Genomic DNA, 25,816 nt, shown 5'->3' with positions numbered 1-25,816 from the left:
GCCACAGCGGCCCCGCACGGCCCCGCAGGGCGCCAACCCTCACGGCCCACCCCTGCCCCCAGCGGCAGCGCTCACGTACGGTTGGCAGCATGACGAGCATCCGTGGTGCCGAGATGGTCGACTGGAATCTCGCGGTGGCGACCGCGACCCGACTCGTACGGCCGGGCCCAGAGGTGAGCCGCGACGAGGCCAGGGCCGTCGTCGCCGAGCTGCGCCGGTACGCGAAGGCGTCGGAGGAACACGTCCGCGGTTTCACGCGGATGGGCGGGGACGACCTGCATGACACCCCCGTACTCGTCGTCGACCGACCGGGCTGGGTCCGGGCGAACGTCGCCGGGTTCCGGGAGATCCTCAAACCGTTGCTCGACAAGATGCAGGAACGTCGCGGCAGCACCCCGGGCGGAGCCGTCCTCGGCGCCGTCGGCGGCAAGGTCACCGGCGTCGAGCTGGGGATGCTGCTGTCCTTCCTGTCCTCCAGGGTCCTGGGCCAGTACGAGACGTTCGCCCCGGCCAGCCGGGAACTGCCCGCCGGGCAGAACGGCGGCGGCAGGCTCCTCCTGGTGGCGCCGAACATCGTGCACGTGGAGCGCGAACTCGACGTCCAGCCCCACGACTTCAGGCTCTGGGTCTGCCTCCACGAGGAGACCCACCGCACGCAGTTCACGGCCGTGCCCTGGCTGCGCGACCACCTTGAGGGCGAAATCCAGTCTTTCCTGGGGGAGACCGAGGTCGACCCCATGACCGTCCTGGAACGCGTCCGCGAGGCCGCCCAGTCCCTCGCGGGCAGCCGCCCCGAGGGCGAGGAGGGCGACGAGGCCCGCTCCATCGTCGAGATCGTGCAGAGCCCCGCCCAGCGCGAGATCCTCGGCAGGCTCACCGCGGTGATGTCACTCCTGGAGGGCCACGCCGACTTCGTGATGGACGGCGTCGGCCCCGCCGTCGTCCCGTCCGTCGCCGAGATCCGCGAGAAGTTCCAGCAGCGGCGCGCCCGCGGCGCCTCCCGCCTCGACCTCGCCCTGCGCAAACTGCTGGGCCTCGACGCGAAGCTGCGCCAGTACCGGGACGGCGAGCGCTTCGTCCGCGCGGTCGTGGACGAAGTGGGCATGGACGGCTTCAACCGCGTGTGGACCTCGCCGAACACACTTCCCACCAAGTCGGAGATCGCCAAACCGGCGGACTGGGTCGCGCGGGTGCACCGTAAGGCAGAGTCGTGAACTGAATTCGGCCGACGGCAGGTGAACGCCCCTCCAATCACCCGTCCGAGGGACCGTGAGGCATGGGTAGGCGTGCAATGCTCGGGGAACGGCCCGGTTCTGTCACCATCGACACACTCTGAGTGACCGAACCCGGGCTCACCCCCCGACAATTTCATGAAGGGAACCGGACATGGGTCCCCATCCTGCGGTCGCGGCGATACGCCTGGCGGTCCGCCGCGTACTCCATGACGTCCTCACCGACCACGCCCCCGAACGCGCCCTCGATCAGGCCCCCGACGCGCCCTCGCGCGCGCCGCTCGTACTGGTCGCGTGCTCCGGCGGCGCCGACTCCATGGCGCTCGCCTCCGCCCTCGCCTTCGAGGCGCCCAAACTCGGCATCCGCGCCGGCGGCGTCACCGTGGACCACGGTCTGCAGCCCGGGTCGGAACTGCGCGCCGACGAGGTCGTCCTGCGGCTCACCGAGCTCGGACTGGCCCCCGCCGAGTCCGTCGCGGTCACCGTCGGCCGGGACGGCGGCCCCGAAGCCGCGGCCCGCGACGCGCGGTACGCCGCTCTGGACGCCACCGCGGAGCGGCACGGCGCCACCGCGGTCCTGCTCGGCCACACCCGCGACGACCAGGCCGAAACCGTCCTGCTGGGCCTCGCCCGCGGTTCCGGGACGCGCTCCCTGTCCGGCATGGCCGCAGTCTCCGGCAGGCCGGGCGCCGACCGCCGCTACCGCCGTCCCTTCCTGCACCTGGACCGGCAGACCGCCCGCAAGGCCTGCATGGTCCAGTCGCTGCCCGTCTGGGACGACCCGCACAACGCGGATCCGGCGTACACCCGCTCCCGGCTGCGCCACGAGGGGCTGCCCGCCCTGGAGAAGGCGCTCGGCAAAGGCGTCGTCGAAGCCCTCGCCCGTACGGCCCAGCTGTCCCGTGACGACGCAGACGCGCTCGACGCGTGGGCCGGCCGGGCCGAGGCCGCCGTACGCGACGCGGCGGGCCTCCTGGAGTGCGCCAAGCTGTACGCCCTGCCGCCCGCCGTGCGCCGCCGCATCCTGCGCCGGGCCGCCATCGAGGCCGGGGCGCCCGCCGGTTCGCTGTTCGCCCGGCACATCGAGGAGATCGACCGGCTGATCACCGGCTGGCGGGGCCAGGGAGCCATCAACCTGCCGGGCAAGGTCGTCGCCCAGCGGCAGGGTGGCAGACTGGTGATTCGGCAAGGCTGAAAAAGAGTCGCCCTTCGGACGGCGACTCCCCCGGAGGGCAACCCCTTCGGGGAGCGGCCCCTCTTCGCCGAGGGACCGGGAAGCAGCCGGTGGGACGACCGAAAGTGATGCGGGTGGACGCGAAAGACCTGGGCACCGACCTCCAGTCGGTGCTCATCACCAAGGAAGAGATCGACGCGAAGCTGGTCGAGCTGGCCGCGAAGATCGACGCGGAGTACGCGGGCAAGGACCTGCTCATCGTCGGTGTCCTCAAGGGCGCCGTGATGGTCATGGCGGACCTGGCCCGGGCCCTGTCCACCCCCGTCACCATGGACTGGATGGCCGTCTCCTCGTACGGCGCGGGCACCCAGTCCTCCGGAGTGGTGCGGATCCTCAAGGACCTCGACACCGACATCAAGGGCAAGCACGTCCTGATCGTCGAGGACATCATCGACTCCGGTCTGACGCTGTCCTGGCTGATCTCCAACCTCGGCTCCCGCGAGCCCGCGTCCCTCAAGGTGTGCACGCTGCTGCGCAAGCCCGAGGCCGCGAAGGTCGCGATCGACGTGGAGTGGGTCGGCTTCGACATCCCGAACGAATTCGTCATCGGGTACGGCCTCGACTACGCGGAGAAGTACCGGAACCTCCCGTTCGTCGGTACGCTCGCGCCCCATGTCTACGGCGGTTGAGGCACCCTGGACGGGTGATGCCCCTGACAAGGGCACAGCTCCTGCAGGACGGCCGGGAACCCCAGAGGGTTTCGCGCCGTTGGAGCATACGTAGACGGGGCTTGTCAGCCGGACCGAGCAGCTTCCGGTGGCAATGCTGGGGTACCGTCCGAAGAACAGTCTTATCAAACTCACTATGGCAGGAGGGACGGGGCGGCACCGCTCCGTATGGATGGACGTGAAGCGATACTTCCGTGGGCCGGTCATGTGGATCGTGCTGGCCGTCCTTGCCGTGGTCGTGTTGATGCAGGTCGTCGGCTCGTCCGGCGGCTACAAGACGGTGGACACCGGCCAGGTCGTCCAGGCGATCAGTGACAACAAGGTCAAACAAGCCAAGATCACAACCGGCGACGAGCAGGTCATCAAGGCCGAGCTCAAGGACGGCGAAAAGATCGAGGGCAGCTCGAAGATCCAGGCGAGCTACATCGGTGACCAGGGTGTGAACCTGGCCACGACCCTCCAGGACAAGTTCCAGAACAAGCAGATCCCGGACGGCTACACGGTCTCGCCGACCAAGCAGAACGCTTTCGTCGGCATCCTGCTGTCCCTGCTTCCCTTCGTCCTCATCGTCGTCGTCTTCCTGTTCCTGATGAATCAGATGCAGGGTGGCGGCTCCCGGGTCATGCAGTTCGGGAAGTCCAAGGCGAAGCTCATCACCAAGGACACCCCGAAGACGACGTTCGCCGACGTGGCGGGCTCGGACGAGGCGGTCGAGGAACTCCACGAGATCAAGGAGTTCCTCCAGGAGCCGGCGAAGTTCCAGGCCGTCGGCGCCAAGATCCCCAAGGGCGTCCTCCTGTACGGGCCTCCCGGTACGGGCAAGACTCTGCTCGCGCGTGCCGTCGCGGGCGAGGCGGGCGTCCCCTTCTACTCGATCTCCGGTTCCGACTTCGTCGAGATGTTCGTCGGTGTCGGTGCCTCGCGAGTGCGTGACCTGTTCGAGCAGGCCAAGGCGAACGCTCCGGCGATCGTCTTCGTGGACGAGATCGACGCGGTCGGCCGCCATCGCGGCGCCGGCCTCGGCGGCGGCCATGACGAGCGCGAGCAGACGCTGAACCAGCTGCTCGTCGAGATGGACGGCTTCGACGTCAAGGGCGGCGTGATCCTCATCGCCGCGACGAACCGCCCGGACATCCTCGACCCGGCCCTGCTGCGCCCCGGCCGCTTCGACCGCCAGATCGCGGTCGACCGCCCGGACATGCTGGGCCGTCTGGAGATCCTCAAGGTTCACCAGAAGGGCAAGCCGGTCGCACCGGGTGTCGACCTGAGCGCGGTCGCCCGGCGTACGCCGGGCTTCACGGGCGCGGACCTGTCGAACGTGCTGAACGAGGCTGCGCTGCTCACCGCGCGCAACAACGGGAAGCTGATCGACAACGACATGCTCGACGAGGCGATCGACCGTGTGGTCGCGGGCCCGCAGAAGCGGACCCGGATCATGTCGGACAAGGAGAAGAAGATCACCGCGTACCACGAGGGCGGACACGCCCTGGTCGCGGCGGCCTCACCGAACTCCGACCCGGTGCACAAGATCACGATCCTCTCCAGAGGCCGTGCTCTCGGCTACACGATGGTCCTGCCGGACGAGGACAGGTACTCCACGACCCGCAACGAGATGCTCGACCAGCTGGCGTACATGCTGGGCGGGCGCGCGGCCGAGGAGCTCGTCTTCCACGACCCGACCACGGGTGCTGCGAACGACATCGAGAAGGCCACGGCAACGGCCCGCGCGATGGTCACGCAGTACGGCATGACCGAGCGCCTCGGCGCCATCAAGTTCGGCGGCGACAACACCGAGCCCTTCCTGGGCCGGGAGATGTCGCACCCGCGCGACTACTCGGAAGAGGTCGCCGCGCTCGTCGACGAAGAGGTCAAGAAGCTCATCGAGAACGCGCACAACGAGGCCTGGGAGATCCTGGTCGAGAACCGCGACGTGCTCGACGCGCTGGTGCTGCAGCTGCTGGAGAAGGAGACGCTGAGCAAGGAGCAGATCGCCGAGGTCTTCACTCCCCTCGTCAAGCGTCCGGCCCGCCCCGCGTGGACCGGCTCCTCCCGCCGCACCCCGTCCACCCGCCCGCCGGTGCTCTCCCCCAGGGAGCTGTCACTGACGAACGGGACGAACGGTTCGGCCCCCGCCATCACCTCGAAGGCCAACGCACCCGCCGAGGCCCACCCGGTGACCGAGACGGCCCCCGAGGACCGCACCGAGAGCTGACGGGCACCCTGGCTCCCGGTGCCCTCACCAGGCCCGGAATGAATGCCGCGCCCCCCAGGTTCTAGCCTGGGGGGCGCGGCATCTTCGTATGCCCGATCGCGATACGCGCGATACGCGCGGTTCGCGCGTGCGAGAGGCACAGGAACGAGGCACGAGATGATCGACCCCGTGAAGCTGGACGGAGAGGGTGTGATCGGCGACTTCGACGAGAAGCGCGCCGAGAACGCCGTACGAGAACTGCTGATCGCGGTCGGCGAGGATCCGGACCGTGAAGGGTTGAGGGAGACGCCGGGGCGGGTCGCCCGGGCGTACCAGGAGATCTTCGCGGGGCTGCGGCAACGGGCCGAGGACGTCCTGACGACGACGTTCGACCTGGGCCACGACGAGATGGTCCTCGTGAAGGACATCGAGGTGTTCTCGACCTGTGAACACCATCTGGTGCCGTTCCGGGGCGTGGCGCACGTGGGCTACATCCCGAGTACGTCCGGGAAGATCACGGGCTTGTCGAAGCTCGCCCGGCTCGTGGATGTGTACGCCCGGCGGCCGCAGGTGCAGGAACGGCTCACCACGCAGGTCGCCGACTCGCTGATGGGGATTCTTGAGCCGCGCGGGGTGATCGTGGTGGTGGAGTGCGAGCACATGTGCATGTCGATGCGCGGTATTCGTAAACCCGGGGCCAAGACGATAACTTCTGCCGTTCGGGGGCAGTTGCGGGATGCGGCGACCCGTAACGAGGCCATGAGCCTCATCATGGCGCGGTAGGCGGGTGCGGGTGCGGGTGCGGCTGCGTGCCACGGGGGGCCTCTGTGGGTGGGTGCGGGTTCGTTGTGGCTGGTCGCGCCGTTCCCCGCGCCCCTGAAAGACGAAAGACTGCGCCGTTCCCCGCGCCCCTTGATGAAGGGCTGCGTTCCGGCCCTTGGGTCAGGCCGGGGCCGTTGTGCCGTTCGTGTCGTCGTCTTCCGGGAGTTTGCAGACTCGTTCCAGGAAGAAGGCGGCCGCTATGACGGCGAAGCCTGCCAGGACCGAGAAGCCGGCGTAGATGGCCTGGTCGCGGCGGGCGGGGATGTCCAGCGACTCCAGCAGGAACGCGCCCGTGCCGCCGTACATCCCGGCGACGAGGGCCGCGACCAGCGCGCTGGCCTGGCCGAAGACGACCGCGCGGGCGGCCATCAGAGGGTCGACCCCCTTGGCGCCGGCCACGCGCTCGCGCTGGGCCTTCAGCCGGGCCCGCAGGGAGAGCGCCGTGGCCAGCAGGACCACGGCGATCAGAGCCAGGACGACGGGGGCCGCGAGGGGCACCCGGGGCAGCGTGCCCACCGAGTTCCACAGGCGGGCGCCTGCCCAGGACAGCACCCCGGCCACGAGGAACACCGCGGCCAGCGTCCTGATGCGCAGCTCTTTCACTCAGTCCCTCTCACGATGGTGTGTCCTGACGCGTCTTGACCTTAACGACTACTCGGGCAGCTGGAGTTCCAGGTCGGCCCTGGGCGCGACACCGTCACGGGTGACCGCGGCGAGCAACTGTGCCACGGGGCCGCGACCGGGCAGCTGGGCCTCGGGCTCCACGTCGTTCCACGGGGCCAGCACGAAGGCCCGCTCGTGGGCGCGCGGGTGGGGGAGGGTCAGCGTCGGATCGTCGGAGACCACGTCCGCGTACGCCACGATGTCGACGTCGATGGTGCGTGGGCCCCACCGCTCGTCCCGTACCCGGTGGAATGCCTCCTCCACCGCGTGGGCCCGCTCCAGGAGCGAGGACGGGGGGAGGGTCGTCTTCAGGACGACCACCGCGTTGAAGTACGACGGCTGGCTGTCCGCCTCCACGCCCCACGGTTCGGTCTCGTACACCGGGGAGACCGCCCTGACGCGGACGCCGGGGGTGTCCTCCAGGGCGTCGATGGCGCCCTGGAGGGTCTCCAGGCGGTTGCCGAGGTTCGAGCCCAGGGAGATCACGGCCCGCCTGGGGTTCTGCAGGGTCGTGTCGGCGGCGTCCACCCGTTCCACCACGGAGGCGGGTACCGGCTGTACGGTCGGGTCGCTCTGGCCCCCGGTGAACGCTGTCATGCACGGCTCCGGATGATGGTGACGGTCACGTCGTCGAAGGGGACCGTGATCGGGGCGTCCGGCTTGTGGACGCACACCTCGACCTCCTGGACCCCGTCGTGCCGCAGACAGGTCGTGGCGATCCGCTCGGCCAGGGTCTCGATGAGGTTCACCGCATCGCCCTGGACGACGGCCACGACCTCCTCCGCCACGATGCCGTAGTGCACGGTCTTCGTGAGGTCGTCGTCGGCCGCGGCGGGCCGGGTGTCCAGGCCCAGGACGAGGTCCACGATGAAGGTCTGGCCCTCTTCGCGTTCCTTGGGGAAGACGCCGTGGTGACCACGGGCCCTGAGGCCGCGCAGCGCGACACGATCCACGCGAATCACTCCTGCAATCGTCGTCGGTGAGGGCCGGTCCCGCCGTGTGCGGGCGGTGCGCCGACCTGGAACGAATCTACCCGCGAGCACTGACACGGCCGGTCGGTCGGCCGGGCCACGGGGCCGGCGCCACGATCACCAACGTACTACGACGGTGATCGGCCGCCCGGCCTGCCTCGGGGCCTCAGCGGGCCTCAGCGGGCCGCAACGGGCCGCGAGGGGAGCAAGGGGAGCAACGGGCCATCAGGGTGTCGGCTCGTCCGGTTCGTCGTCGTCGGTCTCGGCGAGGACGGGTGAGGCGTGGTGCGACCAGAGCTTCCAGCCCTCCGAGGTGCGGCGGAACACGTTCGTGGCGACGACGAGCTGGCCCACGAGCGGCCCCAGTTCGTCACTGTCCTCGGGTGGGGGGCCGCCGCTGAGGATGTTCTCCGTGCAGGTCACCAGCGCGGTGTCACCCGTGATGGAGACATGCACGTCGGTCAGGAAGAACTGGATGTACTCGGTGTTCGCCATGATCAGCGCGTACGACCGCAGGACCTCGCCGCGGCCGTTGAGGACCGGCCAGCCGGGGTGGACGCAGGAGATCTCACCGGCCTGCGCGGGGTCGTGGTACTCCTCGTCCTGGCCCAGGTCGGAGGGCGTCAGCCAGAGCGAGGACAGTTCCTCGAAGTCGCCCTGTTCCAGCGTCTCGTAGAAGGCCGTGTTGGCGAGTTCGACCTGTTCGACGTCCGTGTGCGGGGCGCTCACCGGGCTCCCTCTGCGGTCCGGGCGCCTTCCACGGCCCGGGCGACCCGGACGGCGTCGGCGGTGGCCCGTACCTCGTGGACGCGGACGGCCCACGCGCCCTGGTGGGCGGCGAGCGCGGAGACCGCGGCGGTGGCCGCGTCCCGCTCACGGGCGGGCGGCGGGGCACCCTCCGGGCCCGCCAGTACGCGGCCGAGGAACCGTTTGCGGGACGCCGCCACCAGCAAGGGGTGGCCGATCTCCCGGAGGCGGTCGAGGTGGGCGAGGAGGACGAGGTCGTGCCCGGCCTCCTTGGAGAAGCCGAGGCCCGGGTCGACGACGATGCGGTCCGGGGCGATGCCGCCCGCCAGAACGGCCTCCACGCGCGCGTGGAGCTCGTCGACCACTTCGGAGACGACGTCCTCGTACGAGCCCCGCACGGTGCTGCCCTGGAGGAAGCCGCGCCAGTGCATGACCACGAAGGGGGCGCCCGCGGCGGCGACGGCGGGGATCATCGCCGGGTCGGCGAGGCCGCCGCTGACGTCGTTGACTAGGACGGCGCCCGCCGCGAGCGAGCGCTCGGCCACGGAGGCGCGCATGGTGTCGACGGAGACCGTGACGCCCTCGGAGGCGAGGCCGCGGACGACCGGTACGACGCGTTTGAGCTCCTCCGCCTCGTCGACGCGGGCGGCGCCCGGGCGGGTGGACTCGCCCCCCACGTCGACCAGGTCCGCACCCTCCGTGACCAGGTGGAGGCCGTGCTTGACGGCGGCGGTCGTGTCGAAGAAGCGGCCGCCGTCCGAGAAGGAGTCGGGGGTCACGTTCACGACGCCCATGACCGCGCAGCGGTCCCACGCCGGGAGCCCTGACACTTGCCCTCGCCCGCTCATCTTGCTCATACCGTCCAGCCTAGGCCCAAGGGCGTGGGTCACCCCTCACTGCCGCAGACCTGCCAGGACCGGCCGCCGCGCGGCACCGGGGTGGGCGTCACGAGGCGGCCGGGATTCGATGGGAGCGAGGGGCTCAGGCCGCCCGTACGCCGCGTTCGGCCGGCGCGTGGGCGCACGGGCGGAGTGCCCTCGGGCGGCGGCGGCGCAGGACGCGCGGCAGGGCGAGGCTCACGAAGCCCTCGGCCTGCAGGGCGGCGAGGCCGATGCGGGGGAGGTCGCGGGAGGTGCGGTAGACGACGAAACGGGGCTCCCAGCAGGGGCGGAACTTGGCGTTGAACCTGTAGAGCGACTCGATCTGGAACCAGCGGGACAGGAACACCAGCAGACCGCACCAGATCCGCAGGACCGGGCCCGCGCCGATCTTCTCGCCGCGGGCCAGGGCCGCGCGGAACATCGCGAAGTTCAGCGAGAGGCGGGTGATGCCCAGGCGGGGAGCCGCCTGCAGGGCCGCCACGATGAGGAGTTCGTTCATGCCGGGGTCCGCCGAGCGGTCGCGGCGCATGAGGTCGAGGGAGACGCCGTCCACGCCCCAGGGGACGAAGTGGAGCACGGCCTTCAGATCGCCGTACGGGCCGGGTTCGCCGTCCGCCTTGTGCGCCGTCGCGACGAGGCAGTCGCCGTCCGCCGGATCGCCGATGCGGCCGAGCGCCATGGAGAAGCCGCGCTCGGTGTCCGTGCCGCGCCAGTCCTCCGCGGCCCTGCGGATCCGGCCCAGCTCGCCCTCGCCCAGGTCACGGATGCGCCGTACCCGGGTCTCGTAGCCGGCGCGCTCGATGCGCTTCACCATCTGGCGCACGTTCCGCATCGCACGCCCGGCCAGGGAGAAATCCGCGACCTCCACCACCGCCTCGTCACCCAGTTCGAGGGCGTCGAGGCCGGTCTCGCGGGTCCAGACCTCGCCACCGGCCTCGGAGCAGCCCATGACGGCGGGCGTCCAGGAGTGGGCCGTGGCCTCGTCCATGAAGCGCTCGATCGCGCCGGGCCAGGCCTCGACGTCGCCGATCGGGTCGCCGCTGGCGAGCATCACCCCGGAGACGACGCGGTAGGTCACGGCCGCCTTGCCGCTGGGGGAGAAGACGACCGCCTTGTCGCGGCGGAGCGCGAAGTGGCCGAGCGAGTCGCGTCCGCCGTGCCTGTCCAGGAGGGCGCGCAGGCGCACCTCGTCGTCCTCGGTGAGGCGCGCGGCCGGGTGTTCGGGGCGGAAGGCCAGATAGATCGTGGTCACGGCGGTCAGCAGACCGAGCGCGCCGAGGGAGAAGGCCACCGTCCAGGACGTGGTGCCCGTGTAGTCGAGGGGCCCCTCCAGGCCGAACAGGCCGTACAGCACATGGGCGATACGGTCCGCGAGGCTCGGGTCGCCGATCATGCGGTGCGGGTGGGCGCTGACGACGACCAGGCCGAGTACGAGCGAACCGGCGCCCATGAGGACGAAGTTGGCGAGCGCCCGCCAGCGGCTGCGCGGGTCGGGCAGCGCCGTGAACTCGTCCCGGTGGCGCAGCAGCGGGGCGAGCAGCGCGAGCGAGATGATCACGCCGGCCAGCGAGTGACGGTACGTGAACTGGGCGAGGGCGCCCGCCGGGAGCAGCCCCACCGCGGCCCGCCACGCCCGCCGTTTGCGCCGGCGCAGTCCGTGGGCCAGGAGCAGCAGCAGGACACCCGTACTGAGCGACAGAGCGGCGGCGAACGGGCCGAGCGCGCCCGGCAGTACCTCCGCGAGCGTGTGCATCCGGCTGTGGCGGAAGCGCGGGAAGACACCCGCTGCGATGTCCAGGACGCCCACGAGCGTGCAGGCTCGGGCGACCCAGGCGGGGACGGCCTCGGGGCGCGGACCGTGGAGGACACGGCGCGGACCGCGCGGTGCGCCGCCCGGACGGCCGAGCGCGCCCCGCGGCCGGTCCGTCCGTTCCGGAACCCCGCCCGACTTTTCCCCATCTATCCTGACAGACATCGCATCCCGTGGTTCTGCGAGAGACCGTGAATCCGGTGCCAATCCGGCATCCGGCGACATTGCGCCCTCTAGGACGGTGTCCTGAGGAGCCAGGTTCACTCCCTTGCGGAAAACCGCTCCAAAGGGACTCCAAAGGGACTCCTAAGGGAAAGGAAAGACCGGGACAAGCCGCAGCGAAGGAAGCGGCGCGGCCACCGGTCGGAAAGCGCAGGCAGGAACAGCTCATGGGACTCACGAGCAACAAGGTGCTGGCACTGACGGTCCTCGTCGCCGTGCTGCTGTTCGTCGGCACGGTGTGGTGCTGGCCGCTGCTCGCGCGCCGCGATCGGCGTGCCGTGTCGGGGCGGATCGCCCTGCTGACGGCCACGCAGGTCGCGGTCTTCGCATCGGTCGGCCTCGGCGCCAACCAGGCCTTCGGCTTCTACGCGAGCTGGGCCGACCTCCTCGGCAGGGAATCCGGACAGGGCGTCGTGGTCGACCACGATCCCGGGGACGCGGCCGGGCCGCTCCAAGTGGTCGGCACCCGGCACGTCAACGTGTCCGGCGGGGCGCGGCCGCAGATCGGCGGCCAGCTCCAGAAGGTCGAACTGGTGGGCCGGCGGACGCACATCGCCAGTCCCGCGTACGTCTATCTGCCGCCGGAGTACTTCCAGCCGCAGTACCGCGCCCGTACGTTCCCGGCCGCTGTCGTGCTCACCGGCTACCCGGGCACCGCGGAGGCGCTCATCAAGGGCCTGCACTATCCGCAGACCGCCCACGCGCTGGCCGAGGACGGCCGGATGCAGCCGATGATCCTGGTCATGATGCGGCCGACCGTCGCGCCGCCGCGCGACACCGAGTGCGTGGACGTACCCGGCGGACCGCGGACCGAGACGTTCTTCGCCCGGGACCTCCCCGACGCCGTGTCACATCACTACAGGGTGGGCGGAAGACCCGGCAGCTGGGGCATCGTCGGCGACTCGACGGGCGGTTACTGCGCGCTGAAACTCGCGATCCACCACCCGGGGACGTACGCCGCCGGAGCGGGCCTGTCCCCGTACTACCGGCCGCCGTCCGATCCCACGACGGGCGATCTCTTCCACGGGGACCAGGAGTCGCGCGACAACGCCGACCTGCTCTGGTACCTCAGGCACCGGCCCGCGCCCGACACCTCGCTGCTCGTCAGCAGCAGCAGACAGGGCGAGAGCAACTACCGGGAGACGCTGCGGTTCATCGACCTGGTCGAGGCGAGGAAGCCGACCCGGATCTCGTCGATCATCCTCGACAGCGGCGGCCACAACTTCAACACCTGGCGGCGTGAGATCCCGGCGACCCTCCAGTGGCTCAGCGGTCGGCTGACCGATAACTGAGCGGCCGTCGGCCATGGCTTCCGACGGTGGCTGTACGCGAATACGCGGCACGGTCCGCTGAATTCACCGGTCCGAAGATTTCCGTGGATCTCGGGAAGCGCGGTGGCAAGGCCGGCGATCTCGGCCCGGTGGCGAATGCGAGGAGCTTGATCGAGAAGTGGCGCGGCGGCCACGGGGGAGTCCGCGTCGAATAGGCGGACGGCGGACGGACGGCGGGCGGACGGTACGGGACCCGTGCGACTGCTGGTGGCGGGCCCAAGTCGTGGTCCGGGAGGGGCCGGTGCGGAAATTGTCCGGGGAAGGGGCGACGAGAAGGTTTCGGTGTGGCTGCGTTTTTGCCCCGCGGGGCACCATCATTCGCCTACGCGCGGTAAGTTTCTGGCCATGCCACGAGGACGTCACCGCCATTCCCCACCTCTGCACCGGCTGTTGCCCCCCTCGGCGATCGCAGGCGTATCCGTCGTCTGCGCCGTGGGGCCATGGCTGTTCTCCGAACCGATGGTGCTCCGAGGGCTGGCCGCGGGCGCCGCGCTGACGGCTGTCCTGGGCGCGGTCGTCATGCGCCGCTGGGACGCCTCGGCGGGCAGGCGCGTCGCCGATCTCGCCCGCGGGCGAGAGAGCGACGAGTGGCGTCACGAGGAGCGGGTCGCCGAACTGGAGAGCGACCTCGACGAGTCGCGCGAACTCCGTACGAAGCTGGAACAGCGGCTGCGCGCCAAGCGTGCCGAGCTGGCCGGGCTGCGCAACGAACACGCCGCGCTGCTGAGGCGTTACGCCACGGCGGAGACCGAGCGGGCCACCGCGCTGGAGGGCCGCCGGCTCCTGGAGATAGAGGCCGCTCCGGCCTCGGAGGACTCCGTCACGGCTGCGGGGGCGAAGGAGACGGCCCCCGAGGTAGCCGACGACACGGCTCCCGAGGCCGCGGTGCCCGAGGCGACGACGGCAACGGTCCAGGCGGCCCTGGCGGCGTCCTCCGCCGCCTCGGTCCTCTATGTGAAGGCCAACTCGGTGCTGGACCGGCTCCTGGGGGCCCGCAACGCCGTCGCGGTCGAGGACGAGGCTCGGACGGACGATTCGAGCGCCGCGGACGCCGCGGACGACGACGGGCCCACGCCCGAGTCCTCCACGGTCGGGTTCGGGGACGACACCGCCGTCGATGCCGTCCCGGAGGAGTCCGGCTCGGTGCGGGCCGACTCGCCGATGGACGCGTCCATAGCCGCCGAAGCAGGAGCCGAAGCGGGAGCCGACGCGGCAGCCGAGGCCGGTTCGGCGCAGGCCGGCGCGGTCGCGAACAGCACGACCCCCGACGACCCGACCTCCGACGACCCGGCCCCGGACGACCCCGGCACCGGCGGTCCCGCGCCGGCCACGCCCCCCAAGGGCGGCCCGGTCAAGCGGACCTCCGCGAAGGGCGGTACCCGTAAGGGTTCGCCGTCGCCGGGCGGCCCCGGCAAGGGCGCCCCCAGGCCGGGCGGCTCCCCGAAGGCCGCCGCCGCTTCCGCGGCGGGCGGCGCCATGACGGGTGCGCCGGCGAAGGGCGACACCCGGCAGGAGGACGAGGCGCCGGGGAAGCCCGAGGCGGCCGACGGGCACGAGCGCACGGCCGCCGCGACGGCCCCGAGGCCCACGCGGGCCACCGGGACCGAGAACGTACGGCCCCACGCACAGCCCGCCGAGACCGCGCAGTCCGCCGCGACCGCTCGGCCCCGCGCACGGTCCGGCGCCGTCGGCGTGACGTCCCTGCAGTCCACTGCGACCCGCAAGGCGTCCCGGTCCGCGCCGGACACCGCGTACGCGCCGGCGCCCGAGTCCTCGCCGGGCAGCGCCCTCGCGCGTCCCACCCCGTCGGAAGTGGCCCGCGTACAGCAGCCGCCCGCGGCCGAAACGGGTCCGTCGCCGACGAGCGCGGTCGCGCTGACGCCCGCCGCGCGGCCCGCGCGCCCCGCCGGACACTTCACCGTGCCCACGGCCGTGGCGGTCGCGCCGGCCTCGCCCGTGCGGCGCCCCGCCGTCGAGGGCGGCTTCGACTTCTTCGGTACGCAGAAGGGCGCGGAAGCGCTGGAGGCCGTGCAGAACGAGGACCTCGCCGACGTGGTCGGACAGGAGGCGCTCGCGCTCCACAAGGCCGAGGCCGAGTCCGGCTTCAAGCCCGTGGGCGAGGAGTCGCGCGGTGTCGGCCAGGTCATCGACCTGACCGCGCACGACGAGACGGAACAGATCGACCTGACGGAACTGCGGAGCGCGGTCTCCTAGAGGCCTCCCAGCGGTCCCCTCGAAGCGGGGTCTTCTAAAGAAGGCGCGGTTTTCCGAGGCAGGTCAGGTCAGGTCAGGCCATCCAGCGGTCGGGCCTGGCCTCGCGCCGGCCGGTCAGCGCGCGGTCCGCCTGCGCGTACAGCAGCTCCGCCGCCTCCGAGGCGTCCCGCAGCCGGGCCGTCACGGTCTTGTTGGCCCCGGTGTCCACCCGGACGTCGGCGAGCCCCTGGCGGCGCTGCCACGGCCCCTGTTCGAGGCGCACGCTCTGCACCTTCGCGTGCGGTACGAGCGAGATGCTGCGGCGCAGCAGTCCGTGCCGGGCCACGAAGACGGTGTCGGTGACGGCGATCCCGTAACCCCGCCACCAGAACGGCAGGCACCGGCCCGCCCGGCGCGGGGGGCGCGCGAGGGTGCTCGGCACGGTCACTCCAGGCAGCACGCGCGCGATGACCGACTCGGCGACCTCGCGCGGGGCGACCGGTACGAGTACGGAGTTGGACGAGCCCGCCACATCCAGCTCGACCCGGACCCAGCCGCGCCGCCGCCACAGGAGCGGCTCGACGATGTGCAGGGTCTGGACGCGCCCGGGCGGCACGGTCTCGTGCGTGCGGTCGAGGAGTCCGTGGTCGATGCGCAGCCCGTCCGGCGACTCGCCCACGGTCCAGTCGTACTCGGCGACGAACCGGCCCGCGCTGCTCGCGCCCGCCGCGCCGAGCAGTGGCAGGGCCGTCGCGAGCACCGTCCACACGCTGTGGGTGGCGAACCACAGCAGCGGCGGTACGACGAGTGCGGCGGCCAGCGTCCCCCAGGTGGCCCCGGTCAGGACGAGCGAGACGGCGAGGACCCTGGCCGGTACGTGCAGCAGTTGGCGCACCGGTGCCTCGCCCACCTCGTGCACGGTGTCGGGGGCGAAACCGGCGGCGCGGGCGAGGAGTTCGGCCCGCAGTATCCGGGCCTCCTCCTGGCCCAGATAGGCCAGCTCGTCCTTCTTGTCGGTCCCGACGACGTCGAGTTTGAGCTTGGCGACACCGGCCACGCGGGCCAGCAGCGGCTGGGTGACGTCGACGGCCTGGATCCGTTCGAGCCGGATGTGCGCGGTACGCCGGAACACCAGGCCCGTACGGATGCGCAGCTCGGTGTCGGTGACCGAGAAGTGCGTGAACCACCAGCTCAGGAAGCCGTAGAGGGCGGCCCCCAGGACGGCCGCGGCGAGGGTGGCCAGCAGTACGGTCGTCGTGAGCCGCATCAGCTGCCGCTGCGCCTGGTCGGGATCGTGCACGGCCCATCCGGCGATCACGGCGACCGGCGCCCACGCGCGCCGCAGCGGAGTCACGGGATGCAGCCGCCGCTCGCCCGGCACGGATTCCCCTGTCGGCACGGATTTCCCCGTCGGCACGGATTCCCCCGTCGGCGCGGATCGCCCCACCGGCCCGGCCTCGGCCCGTATGTCCTGTACGTCCCTGGGGGCGTCCGGTGGCGTCGTCACAGCCCCGCCGATCGGGCCTCGCCCAGCTCGGTGAGCCGGTCGCGCAATCGTTCCGCCTCCGCCGGTACGAGCCCCGGGATACGGGCGTCCGTCGCCGCGGCGGCCGTGTGCAGCTGCACGCTCGCCAGCCCGAAGTGCCGCTCCACGGGACCGGAGGTCACCTCGACCAACTGCATGCGCCCGTACGGCACGACGGTCTCCTCGTGCCACAGGACACCCCGGCTGATCAGCAGGTCGTCCGCGCGCTCGGCATAGCGCCAGGAACGCCAGTTGCGTCCCAGCATCGGCCAGCCCCACAGCAGCGCGGCGGCCGGCAGCAGCGCGAACGCCGCCCAGGCGGGCCCGGCGAACAGACCGAGCAGCAGGCCCGTGGCGAGGGTCAGCAGACCCAGCCACACCACCAGCAACAGCCGTCGCATCCTCAGCAGTCCCGGCGGCAGCGCGATCCACACCGGCTCGTCCGCCGGGCGCCCCGCCGCACTCCCGGCCGGCCGGCCCGCTGTCCGCCCCGCGTTTTCCGAGGTCCCCGTCTCCATGCAGCAAGCGTACGTACGACACACTGTGCGCATGACTCCTACGGCGGGTCCCACGGAGACCACAGTCGGTATCGGCGGCGCCGCGGAGAGCACCGACATGGTGCTCAACATCGGGCCCCAGCATCCGTCCACCCACGGCGTACTCCGGCTGAAGCTCGTCCTGGACGGTGAGCGGATCCAGCACGTGGAGCCGGTGATCGGCTATATGCACCGCGGCGCGGAGAAGCTCTTCGAGGCGCGCGACTACCGGCAGATCATCATGCTGGCCAACCGCCACGACTGGCTCTCCGCGTTCTCGAACGAGCTGGGCGTGGTCCTCGGTGTGGAGCGGATGCTCGGCATGGAGGTGCCCCCGCGCGCGGTGTGGACCCGTACGCTCCTCGCGGAGCTGAACCGGGTCCTGAACCACCTGATGTTCCTCGGGTCGTACCCCCTTGAGCTGGGCGGGATCACCCCGATCTTCTACGCGTTCACCGAGCGCGAGGAGCTCCAGCACGTTATGGAGGAGGTCTCCGGCGGGCGCATGCACTACATGTTCAACCGGGTGGGAGGCCTCAAGGAGGATCTGCCGGCCGGGTGGGCCACGCGCGTGCGGGAGGCCGTTTCCGGGGTGCGCTCCCGTATGGACCGGTTCGACGGCCTGGTGCTCGGCAACGAGATCTTCCGGGGGCGCACACGCGGGGTCGGAGTGCTCTCCCCCGAGGCGGTGCACGCCTACGGAGTGAGCGGGCCGATCGCGCGCGCCTCCGGTGTCGACTTCGACCTGCGCCGGGACGAGCCGTACCTCGCGTACGGGGAACTCCAGGACACCCTGAAGGTCGTCACGCGCCAGGAGGGTGACTGCCTGGCCCGTTTCGAGTGTCTCCTGGAGCAGACCCACAACGCGCTCGACCTCGCGGACGCCTGTCTGGACCGGCTCGCGGAGCTGCCCCCCGGCCCCATCAACCAGCGGCTCCCCAAGGTTTTGAAGGCGCCCGAGGGCCATACGTACGCCTGGACCGAGAACCCGCTCGGCATCAACGGCTACTACCTCGTCAGCAAGGGCGAGAAGACCCCGTACCGGCTGAAGCTGCGTTCGGCCTCGTACAACAACATCCAGGCGCTCGCCGAGCTGCTGCCGGGCACGCTGGTCGCGGACATGGTGGCGATCCTGGGGTCGCTGTTCTTCGTGGTGGGGGACATCGACAAGTAGGGCCTGTAGGCGATAAGTAGGGCCCGTCGGCGGCGAGCCGGGCTCGTCGACGGGCAGGGCTCGTCGGCGAGCAGGGCTCTACGTGGAGGGCTGTTTCGGGTCCGGGTCGGGGTCCGGGTCGGGGTCCGCGTTCGGGTCCGAATCGGGGTCCGGGAGGGGGTTCGGGATGCCGGCCGCCTGTGTCAGCCAGCAGAAGTCGCCCAGGCCGCCCCGGGCGGTGAGTTCGGCGGCCTCGCCCGCGCCCGCGAGCGCCCGTACGTAGGCCGCGGGGTCCGTGGAGGCCAGGGCGAGGGACGGCCGCTCCCCGCTCACTCCCAGCGCGCGCAGCGCCTCCCGCTGGCTCAGCAGCCGGCCGCCGGGCAGGGCGCACGCGTCCAGCGCCACATGGGCGGTGATGTCGCGGGAGCCGTCCGGCACGGGGGCCGTCTCACGGCCCTCCCTGAAGCCCGTCAGCGTCCCGAAGGGCGGTCGTGCGCCCGCGCTGTGCCCGTAGTCGACGGCGACGGCCAGACCGCGGCCGAGAGTGGCCACGGCGGACGCCCAGGCGGTGTCCCTGGGGAGACCGATCTCGGCCCGCAGGCCTTCGGCGGGTGGCCGGCCGTCGGTCGTGTCCGTGAGAGGCCACCACTTCTCCAGCCAGCGCGCGTCCGCGCCCCCCACCGGCTCCCCGAGGGACTCCGTCCCGTCCGCGGCCACGAGGACGAGGCGGGGCACCCCGTGCGCGTCCACCTCGACCACGTCCACCGGCACGTTGTCGAGCCACTCGTTGGCGAACAGGAGGCCCGAGACGCCCTGCGGGGGCTCCGGGAGCCACTCGATCCGGTGGTCGAGTCCGGCGGGGCGGGCGGCGCGCTCCACCGCGTACCCACGCGCGCGGGAGGCCACCTCGGCGGGAAGCGCCTTCAGGACGGCACCCACCAGTTCGCCGCGGCCCGCGCCCAGGTCGACGAAGGCGAGTTCGGCGGGGTGGGCGAGGGCCGCGTCGACGAGCCGCAGCAGCCGGGCCACGGCCCCCGCGAACAGCGGTGACGCGTGCACCGAGGTGCGGAAATGGCCCGCGGGACCCTCCGGCCTGCGATAGAAACCGCGGGGCCCGTACAGCGCTTCCTCGGTCGCCGGGCGCCACCCGCGCATCCCGCCCGCCGCCTCACGCTCCACTGCGCCCACCCCTGTTTCCCTCGCTGTCACCGCGCCAGGCTAAGCGCCAGGTTCAAGGCGGCCTCCACCTTGGGGAGTACAAGCACCGGTTACGGATCGACCCTCCGGTTGACCCCTGCACACAGCACGCTTCCCTACGCTGGGTTACGTGCAGCGCCTCTATGACTTTCTCCGCAGGCACCCGACATGGGTCGACGGCTTCTGGGCCGTCGTCCTGCTCGGGATCTCGGTCGCGAGTGGAACGGCCGGGCAGGAGAATTCTGACTCCGGGACCGACCATCTGGCCGTCGTCCTTCCGATCACCCTGCTGCTCTGCCTGGTGATCGCGCTGCGCAGGCGGCTGCCCGAGTCGATGCTGATCCTCGCCGTCTCCATGGGCGCGGCGCAGCTGGCGCTGGACATGCCGTTGGCGCCGGCCGACTTCGCGCTGCTGGTGATCGCCTACACGGTCGCCTCGAACGGCACCCGCTGGGCGTCCCGGCTCGCCCTCACGGCGGGCCTGCTCGCGGCCCCGCTGGCGCAGCTGCGCTGGCCGGAGGAGCACCAGAGCGCCGCCGGGCAGGTGGCGATAGTGATCTTCCAGACGGTTCCCTTCGCCCTCGCCTGGGTCCTCGGCGACTCCCTGCGGACCCGCCGCGCCTATTTCGCGCAGCTGGAGGAGCGGGCCGCGCGGCTGGAGAAGGAGCGCGAGGCGCAGGCCAAGGTCGCGGTCGCCGCCGAGCGCGCCCGGATCGCCCGCGAGCTGCACGACGTCGTCGCGCACAACGTCTCGGTGATGGTGGTCCAGGCCGACGGGGCGGCGTACGTGCTCGACTCCGCCCCCGACCAGGCCAAGAAGGCCCTGGAGACCATCTCCGGGACGGGACGGCAGGCCCTCGCCGAGATGCGCCGCCTCCTCGGTGTGCTGCGCACCGGCGAGCACCAGGAGTCCGGCGAGTACGTGCCGCAGCCTGATGTGGAGCAGCTCGACGACCTGATCGAGCAGTGCCGGGGTTCCGGTCTCCCCGTCGACTTCAAGATCGAGGGCACTCCGCGTCCGCTGCCGAGCGGCGTCGAGCTGACCGCGTACCGCATCGTGCAGGAGGCACTCACCAACACCCGTAAGCACGGGGGGCCGAACACGGGAGCGAGTGTGCGCCTGGTCTACTTCGACGACGGGCTCGGCCTGCTGGTCGAGGACGACGGCAAGGGCGCCCCGCACGAGCTGTACGAGGAGGGCGGGGTGGACGGCCAGGGCCACGGACTGATCGGTATGCGCGAGCGCATCGGCATGGTCGGCGGCACCCTGGACGCCGGGCCGCGTCCCGGCGGAGGCTTCCGCATCAGCGCCCTGCTTCCCCTCAAGCCCGCTCACTGACACGTGCACGCGTGCGAAGACGCGTACGTGCATCCAAACCGACCGGAGGACCTCCCCATGCCGATCCGCGTGATGCTCGTCGACGACCAGGCGCTGCTGCGCACCGGGTTCCGGATGGTGCTCGACGCCCAGCCGGACATGGAGGTCGTGGCGGAGGCGGGCGACGGCGTGGAGGCGCTGCAGGCGCTGCGCGGGAGGGACGTCGACGTGGTCCTGATGGACGTCCGCATGCCGAAGCTGGACGGGGTGGAGGCGACCCGCCGCATCTGCTCGGACCCGAACCCGCCGAAGGTGCTGATCCTGACCACCTTCGACCTCGACGAGTACGCCTTCTCGGGGCTCAAGGCGGGTGCCTCCGGCTTCATGCTCAAGGATGTGCCGCCCGGTGAACTCCTCACCGCGATCCGCTCCGTGCACAGCGGCGACGCGGTGGTCGCGCCCTCGACGACCAGGCGCCTGCTCGACCGCTTCGCGCCGCTGCTGCCCAGCGCCGGCAAGGAGCCGCAGCACAAGGAGCTGGAGCGGCTCACCGGCCGGGAACGCGAGGTCATGATCCTGGTCGCCCAGGGTCTGTCGAACGGCGAGATCGCGGCCCGCCTCGTCCTCTCCGAGGCGACGGTCAAGACCCATGTGGGCCGCATCCTCACGAAGCTGGGCCTGCGCGACCGGGTCCAGGTCGTGGTCCTGGCGTACGAGACGGGTCTTGTACGGGCCGGTGGACAGGGCTGAGCGCTGCTGTCGGCTGCGGACCGGCGGGGGTTGCCCGCGCAGTTCCCCGCGCCCCTGAGAGGGCACGGCGGTGGCCGGTGCCCGCTGTCGGCTGACGGTCGTGTGTGGCTGGCTGCGCAGTTCCCCGCGCCCCTGGGTCGCCGGGAGCTGGGGCCTGTCTCACGGGTTCCCCGCGCTCCTGGCCCCAGGGGCGCGGGACACGCGGGCACGTCACACAGGTCCCCCCGTGCTCCTGGCCCCTAAGGGGCGCGGGGCACGTCACACAGGTCCCCCGTGTTCCTGGCCCCTCAGGGGGGGGCGCAGGGGCGGGGGGAACTGCGCGACCGGCCCCCGCCGACCCGCAGCCGACGACAAACGGCAGCCCCCGCGCGGAGCGCTCAGCGCAGGACTCCCTCCAGGAAGTCGCTGCCCAGGCGCGCCACCATCGTGACGTCCAACTGGTGCAGGACGTACCGGCCGCGGCGGCGGGTGGTGAGCAGGCCCGCCTTCTTCAGCACGCTCAGGTGCCGGGATATCTCGGGAGCCGTCATCCCGTGCGTCTGCGCCAGCTCGCTCGTGGTGAACGCGCTGCGGGCCAGGCTCCGGCACAGCCGCATCCGCATCGGATGGGACAGGGCCGTCATCCGCAGGGTCAGCTGCTCGACGGACATCGGGACCGTCAGCTCCGGGGAGCCGACCGGATAGTGGATCACCGGCTGCCAGCCGTACCGGTGCAGCACCATGAGATGCGGCCAGCCGAGGCTCGTCGGCACCAGCAGGAGACTGCCGGCCCGGATCGACGTGTGGCCGTGGCCCAGCTTGTCGACGACGATCCGGCCCGCGGCCTCGTCGAGCGTCACCGCTGCCGACACGGACGCCAGGGCCTCGCCCAGGCCCCGCCGGCCGAGCAGATCCGTCTTGCGGCGGGCGTCCGCCGCGAGCTGGTGGCGCAGCCGGGACCAGGTGTCGGCGAAGAAGGCCTCGTCGCAGTCCTCCAGGAACTGCCGCAGCCAGGCCCGGATCAGCGGCGGGTCGGCCAGCAGCCGCTCGGTGAACTCCGCCGGCCGCGGCCCGCGCGCGGCGGCCAGCTCCAGGGCCCGCCGACGGGACACGGGGTCGGCCAGGGCGCCGGCGCCCTGCGCGTCGTACGGGAGCGCGCAGGTGAACTCCAGGGCCGCGTCCACGAACTGCTCGTCCGTCAGCTTGTCGAGCAGGTCCAGCTCCTCGGCGAGGGTGGCGCCGGGGAGCGCGCTGCCGCCCGCCGCTCCCGCGTACGGCAGGAACAGGTCCGAGAACGTCGTCCGCCACAGGAAGTCGGCCTCGCACATCCGGTCGGCCAGATGCGGATCGAGGCGGGCGGTCACGCCGGTCGCCCAGCCCTGGAGGCCGGGGTGGTGGCCCGGCTCGGCCAGCGCGTGCAGCGCCATGCACAACTCGGCCAGGGGCGAGGGCACGACGGCCACCCGCTCCCTGCGCAGCCCGGAGATGTCGATGGTCACGCTCATGACCTCATGGTGCACCCCGCCACTGACAGCGCGGCCCTCGATTGACGAGCGCCGTCAATCGACGGGACGGCGACGGCGGGCCCGGCGCAAGCTGTGTCCACCGGGGCACCGCGGGGCCCACGGAGAACACCCGGAGCCGGAACCGATGTCGGAAGCGAAGGCGAACCGATGCCGGAGCCGGTGACGGGAGACGTCCGTACCCGTCCCGAGAAGGCGATCAGCCATGAGCATCACGCAGCAGTACCTACTGGACACCTATCGCGCCCGGCAGCACGGGGACCCGACCCCGCCCGCCCCCGGCGCCCACGACTGGCAGGTCATGCGCGAACTGCCCGACCACCGGCGGTTCCGCGCTGTCCTGGCCGGCCGCCCGGCCCGGGGACGGGCTCGGGGACGGGTGCGGGTGCGGGTACGGGCGGCTTGGGCGGTCCTGTTCGCCCGCCCGAGCGAGAAGGCCGGCCCGACCGGGTCGGCCGGCCCGCTGATCAGCGGGGAATGCGCGCCGCGAACTCCCTGACAGCGGCCCGTACGTCGTCCGCCGTCCACTCCAGGCCCGGCGCGCCCACCGTGACCTCGGTGTACGCGAGGCCGGGCCCGCGCCGGTCCCAGACCTGCGGGAAGAGCGACACGCCCGTCTCCTCCGCCTGCAGCGTCCCCGCGTCGGTCAGGTCGTCGGCCTCGTACGGCAGCCACACCTGGAACTGGTGCGTGTGCGGCTCCTCGGGATGGACGCGCGACCAGGGGAGTCCGGTCCCGGCGAACCCCTCGCGCAGCGCCGCGGCGACCACGCGCGCGTGGGCCACGTACTCCGGGAGCCGGGGCAGTTCCCTCTCCAGGCCGATCAGCGCGGACAGGGCGGTGGGGAACTGCTGGAGGATCTGGCCGCCGTACCGGTGGCGCCAGGCCTTCGCCTCGTCGACGAGTGTCCTCGGGCCCGCGAGCGCGGCGCCGCCGAATCCGCCCAGCGACTTGTAGAAGGACACGTAGACGCTGTCCGCGAGATCCGCGATCCCGGCCGGGGAGCGGCCGAAATGCGTGCCGCACTCCCACAGACGGGCCCCGTCGAAGTGCACCACGGCGTCGCGATCGCGTGCCGCGTCCGTGACGGCGACCAGTTCCTCCCAGGAGGGCAGGAGGAAACCGGCCTCCCGGAGGGGGAGTTCGAGGAACAGGGTCCCGAAGGGTTCGTCCAGGTCGCGCACCTCGTCGGCGGAGGGCATCCGCGGCTCGCGCGTGGGATGGACGGTCCGCAGGCCGCCGAGGGCGCTGAGCGCGTGCCTCTCGTGGACCTCCGGGTGGGACAGGGGATGCATCGCCACCGTCGCGTTGCCCGTACGGCCCGCCCAGCAGCGCAGCGCCACCTGCTGGGCCATGGTCCCCGACGGGAAGAAGGCGGCGGCCTCCTTGCCGAGCAGCGCGGCGGCCCGCTCCTCCAGGGTCTCGACGATCCCGTCGCCGTACATGTCCACCGGCAGGTCCAGGTCGTACACGTCCGCCGCGGCCTCAGTCAGCCCGGTCAGCAGCTCACCGACCGTGGCGCGGAAACCGGGCCGCCACAGCGCGCGCCTGGCCCCTCGCCAGGCGACCCTGCGCCGCTCCCGCCGCTCCCGCCGCTGTTCGGGCGTCCGCTCCACCACTTCCGAGCCCTGTGCCGAATCGCTCATGCTCCGGATGATGCAGGACGCCATGACGAGGGGCACGCGAATTCAAGGGCGGCCTCCGTGGCACGGCTTGTGGATTTCCCACAGGCTGTGGACAAGGACCTGTGGACAAGAACCTGTGGACAGAAAAACGGCCTCGGACCGATCGCGTTAACATGACGAGAAAGCGTCCGGTACCCCGAGCGGACTGGAACGGAAGGCCGCCGTCGAGTGAGTACATTCCCCCAGGCAGACCCCAAGGACCGCCCCGCGCGGCTCACCGTCGGCGTCGTCGGCGCCGGGCGGGTGGGTCCCGCCCTGGCCGCGTCGCTCCAGCTCGCCGGGCACCGCCCGGTGGCCGTGTCCGGGGTCTCCGACGCCTCCCGGCGCCGCGCCGCGCAACTGCTGCCCGACGTGCCGCTGGTGACACCCGAGCAGGTACTGGAGCGGGCCGACCTGGTCCTGCTGACGGTCCCGGACGACGCCCTGCCGGGCCTGGTCGAGGGACTCGTCGACACCGGTTCCGTCCGGCCGGGCCAGCTCCTCGTGCACACCTCGGGACGGTACGGGTCGAAGATCCTCGACCCCGCTCTGCGCGCCGGGGCGCTGCCTCTCGCCCTGCACCCCGCGATGACGTTCAGCGGCACCCCCGTGGACGTTCAGCGGCTCGCCGGATGCTCCTTCGGGGTCACCTCCCCCGCAGAGCTGCGGCTGGCCGCCGAGGCCCTGGTCATCGAGATGGGCGGCGAGCCCGAGTGGATCGCCGAGGAGGCCCGGCCGCTCTACCACGCGGCCCTCGCGCTCGGCGCCAACCACCTGGTGACCCTGGTCGCCGAGTCCATGGACCTGCTGCGCACGGCGGGGGTCGACGCCCCGGACCGGATGCTGGGCCCGCTGCTGGGCGCCGCACTGGACAACGCCCTCAGGTCGGGCGACGCGGCCCTCACAGGACCGGTGGCGCGCGGCGACGCGGGCACGGTCGCCGCGCACATCACCGAGTTGCGCGAGCACGCGCCGCAGACCGTCGCCGGCTACCTCGCCATGGCCCGCGCGACGGCCGACCGGGCCCTCGCCCACGGCCTGCTCAAACCGGAGCTCGCCGAGGACCTCCTGGGCGTACTCGCCGACGGCCCCGACGGCCCCGACGGCCCGGACGGCCCGGACGTCCCGGACGTCCCCGAAGGAGACGTCCGATGACGCGCGCGGGTTCAGGCTCGGGCGCCGAGAGCTCGGGCGCCGGGAACGGAG

The 25,816-nt window shown here is 71.9% G+C and carries 22 protein-coding genes and 1 pseudogene; 12 read left to right on the top strand and 11 right to left on the bottom strand.

The window, feature by feature from the left end:
- Nucleotides 1-89 precede the first annotated feature (89 nt).
- From ACIOKD_RS29820 to folE, 5 genes are all read left to right on the top strand, one after another.
- Nucleotides 90-1,214 (top strand): zinc-dependent metalloprotease, encoded by a 1,125-nt coding sequence (locus ACIOKD_RS29820; protein WP_402090130.1) that lies wholly within the window; start codon nucleotides 90-92, stop codon nucleotides 1,212-1,214.
- Nucleotides 1,215-1,386: 172 nt separating this feature from the next.
- Nucleotides 1,387-2,427, top strand: a complete 1,041-nt coding sequence (gene tilS, locus ACIOKD_RS29815; RefSeq protein WP_402090128.1) for a tRNA lysidine(34) synthetase TilS — start codon at nucleotides 1,387-1,389, stop codon at nucleotides 2,425-2,427.
- Nucleotides 2,428-2,534: 107 nt separating this feature from the next.
- Nucleotides 2,535-3,095, top strand: coding sequence for a hypoxanthine phosphoribosyltransferase (gene hpt, locus ACIOKD_RS29810; protein WP_189773346.1), 561 nt, complete (start codon nucleotides 2,535-2,537; stop codon nucleotides 3,093-3,095).
- A 211-nt stretch (nucleotides 3,096-3,306) separates the two neighbouring features.
- Nucleotides 3,307-5,346: an ATP-dependent zinc metalloprotease FtsH gene (gene ftsH / locus ACIOKD_RS29805; RefSeq protein WP_402090318.1), complete on the top strand. Its 2,040-nt coding sequence runs from the start codon at nucleotides 3,307-3,309 to the stop codon at nucleotides 5,344-5,346.
- A 156-nt stretch (nucleotides 5,347-5,502) separates the two neighbouring features.
- A complete protein-coding gene (folE, locus tag ACIOKD_RS29800; RefSeq protein ID WP_402090126.1) occupies nucleotides 5,503-6,108 on the top strand; it encodes a GTP cyclohydrolase I FolE in 606 nt (201 codons plus the stop codon).
- Between the two features lie 159 nt (nucleotides 6,109-6,267).
- On the opposite strand, the gene ACIOKD_RS29795 is transcribed toward folE, so the two are convergent.
- The 6 genes from ACIOKD_RS29795 to ACIOKD_RS29770 form a co-directional block, all read right to left on the bottom strand.
- A complete protein-coding gene (locus ACIOKD_RS29795) occupies nucleotides 6,268-6,750 on the bottom strand; it encodes a DUF3180 domain-containing protein (protein ID WP_402090124.1) in 483 nt (160 codons plus the stop codon).
- A 48-nt stretch (nucleotides 6,751-6,798) separates the two neighbouring features.
- Nucleotides 6,799-7,407: a 2-amino-4-hydroxy-6-hydroxymethyldihydropteridine diphosphokinase gene (gene folK, locus ACIOKD_RS29790; protein WP_402090122.1), complete on the bottom strand. Its 609-nt coding sequence runs from the start codon at nucleotides 7,405-7,407 to the stop codon at nucleotides 6,799-6,801.
- Nucleotides 7,404-7,763 (bottom strand): dihydroneopterin aldolase, encoded by a 360-nt coding sequence (gene folB, locus ACIOKD_RS29785; RefSeq protein ID WP_402090120.1) that lies wholly within the window; start codon nucleotides 7,761-7,763, stop codon nucleotides 7,404-7,406. Before folB ends, folK begins: the two co-directional genes overlap by 4 nt.
- A gap of 243 nt (nucleotides 7,764-8,006) precedes the next feature.
- Complete coding sequence (locus ACIOKD_RS29780) at nucleotides 8,007-8,510, bottom strand: nuclear transport factor 2 family protein (protein WP_402090118.1); 504 nt, start codon at nucleotides 8,508-8,510, stop codon at nucleotides 8,007-8,009.
- Nucleotides 8,507-9,385, bottom strand: coding sequence for a dihydropteroate synthase (gene folP / locus ACIOKD_RS29775; protein WP_402090116.1), 879 nt, complete (start codon nucleotides 9,383-9,385; stop codon nucleotides 8,507-8,509). Before folP ends, ACIOKD_RS29780 begins: the two co-directional genes overlap by 4 nt.
- Before the next feature lie 124 nt (nucleotides 9,386-9,509).
- Nucleotides 9,510-11,384: a phosphatidylglycerol lysyltransferase domain-containing protein gene (locus ACIOKD_RS29770; RefSeq protein ID WP_402090114.1), complete on the bottom strand. Its 1,875-nt coding sequence runs from the start codon at nucleotides 11,382-11,384 to the stop codon at nucleotides 9,510-9,512.
- Nucleotides 11,385-11,608: 224 nt separating this feature from the next.
- Between ACIOKD_RS29770 and ACIOKD_RS29765 the strand changes: the two genes are divergently transcribed.
- Nucleotides 11,609-12,733 carry an alpha/beta hydrolase gene (locus ACIOKD_RS29765; RefSeq protein WP_402090112.1) on the top strand — a complete coding sequence of 375 codons (1,125 nt, stop codon included), beginning with the start codon at nucleotides 11,609-11,611 and terminating at the stop codon, nucleotides 12,731-12,733.
- A gap of 471 nt (nucleotides 12,734-13,204) precedes the next feature.
- Nucleotides 13,205-14,986: a hypothetical protein gene (locus ACIOKD_RS29760; protein ID WP_402090110.1), complete on the top strand. Its 1,782-nt coding sequence runs from the start codon at nucleotides 13,205-13,207 to the stop codon at nucleotides 14,984-14,986.
- A gap of 73 nt (nucleotides 14,987-15,059) precedes the next feature.
- On the opposite strand, the gene ACIOKD_RS29755 is transcribed toward ACIOKD_RS29760, so the two are convergent.
- Entirely contained in the window at nucleotides 15,060-16,364 is a 1,305-nt protein-coding gene (locus ACIOKD_RS29755; RefSeq protein WP_402090108.1) for a PH domain-containing protein, read from the bottom strand.
- A 104-nt stretch (nucleotides 16,365-16,468) separates the two neighbouring features.
- Nucleotides 16,469-17,008: a PH domain-containing protein gene (locus ACIOKD_RS29750; RefSeq protein WP_402090106.1), complete on the bottom strand. Its 540-nt coding sequence runs from the start codon at nucleotides 17,006-17,008 to the stop codon at nucleotides 16,469-16,471.
- A 31-nt stretch (nucleotides 17,009-17,039) separates the two neighbouring features.
- On the opposite strand from ACIOKD_RS29750, the gene ACIOKD_RS29745 reads away from it, so the two are divergent.
- On the top strand, nucleotides 17,040-18,200 hold the full coding sequence (locus ACIOKD_RS29745) for an NADH-quinone oxidoreductase subunit D (protein WP_402090104.1): 1,161 nt from the start codon (nucleotides 17,040-17,042) through the stop codon (nucleotides 18,198-18,200).
- Between the two features lie 78 nt (nucleotides 18,201-18,278).
- On the opposite strand, the gene ACIOKD_RS29740 is transcribed toward ACIOKD_RS29745, so the two are convergent.
- Entirely contained in the window at nucleotides 18,279-19,334 is a 1,056-nt protein-coding gene (locus ACIOKD_RS29740) for an SAM-dependent methyltransferase (protein ID WP_402090316.1), read from the bottom strand.
- 172 nt (nucleotides 19,335-19,506) lie between these two features.
- Here ACIOKD_RS29740 and ACIOKD_RS29735 point away from each other — a divergent pair, with 172 nt between their 5' ends.
- Together ACIOKD_RS29735 and ACIOKD_RS29730 are read left to right on the top strand one after the other, a co-directional pair.
- Complete coding sequence (locus ACIOKD_RS29735) at nucleotides 19,507-20,715, top strand: sensor histidine kinase (protein WP_402090102.1); 1,209 nt, start codon at nucleotides 19,507-19,509, stop codon at nucleotides 20,713-20,715.
- Between the two features lie 57 nt (nucleotides 20,716-20,772).
- Entirely contained in the window at nucleotides 20,773-21,444 is a 672-nt protein-coding gene (locus ACIOKD_RS29730; protein ID WP_402090100.1) for a response regulator, read from the top strand.
- Between the two features lie 377 nt (nucleotides 21,445-21,821).
- On the opposite strand, the gene ACIOKD_RS29725 is transcribed toward ACIOKD_RS29730, so the two are convergent.
- Nucleotides 21,822-22,928: a DUF5937 family protein gene (locus tag ACIOKD_RS29725; RefSeq protein WP_402090098.1), complete on the bottom strand. Its 1,107-nt coding sequence runs from the start codon at nucleotides 22,926-22,928 to the stop codon at nucleotides 21,822-21,824.
- Between the two features lie 223 nt (nucleotides 22,929-23,151).
- On the opposite strand from ACIOKD_RS29725, the pseudogene ACIOKD_RS29720 reads away from it, so the two are divergent.
- Nucleotides 23,152-23,331: pseudogene (locus ACIOKD_RS29720) on the top strand (hypothetical protein); the annotation flags it as partial.
- 82 nt (nucleotides 23,332-23,413) lie between these two features.
- On the opposite strand, the gene ACIOKD_RS29715 reads toward ACIOKD_RS29720, so the two are convergent.
- On the bottom strand, nucleotides 23,414-24,592 hold the full coding sequence (locus tag ACIOKD_RS29715) for a threonine aldolase family protein (protein ID WP_402090096.1): 1,179 nt from the start codon (nucleotides 24,590-24,592) through the stop codon (nucleotides 23,414-23,416).
- A gap of 207 nt (nucleotides 24,593-24,799) precedes the next feature.
- On the opposite strand from ACIOKD_RS29715, the gene ACIOKD_RS29710 reads away from it, so the two are divergent.
- Nucleotides 24,800-25,765, top strand: a complete 966-nt coding sequence (locus ACIOKD_RS29710; RefSeq protein ID WP_402090094.1) for a Rossmann-like and DUF2520 domain-containing protein — start codon at nucleotides 24,800-24,802, stop codon at nucleotides 25,763-25,765.
- Nucleotides 25,766-25,816 lie beyond the last annotated feature (51 nt).

The organism is Streptomyces sp. NPDC087844 (assembly GCF_044742785.1).
In the GTDB taxonomy this organism is placed as follows: Bacteria; Actinomycetota; Actinomycetes; order Streptomycetales; family Streptomycetaceae; genus Streptomyces.
The sequence above is the reverse complement of the archived record's forward strand: the minus strand, read 5'-3'. Positions and strand labels throughout refer to the sequence as shown.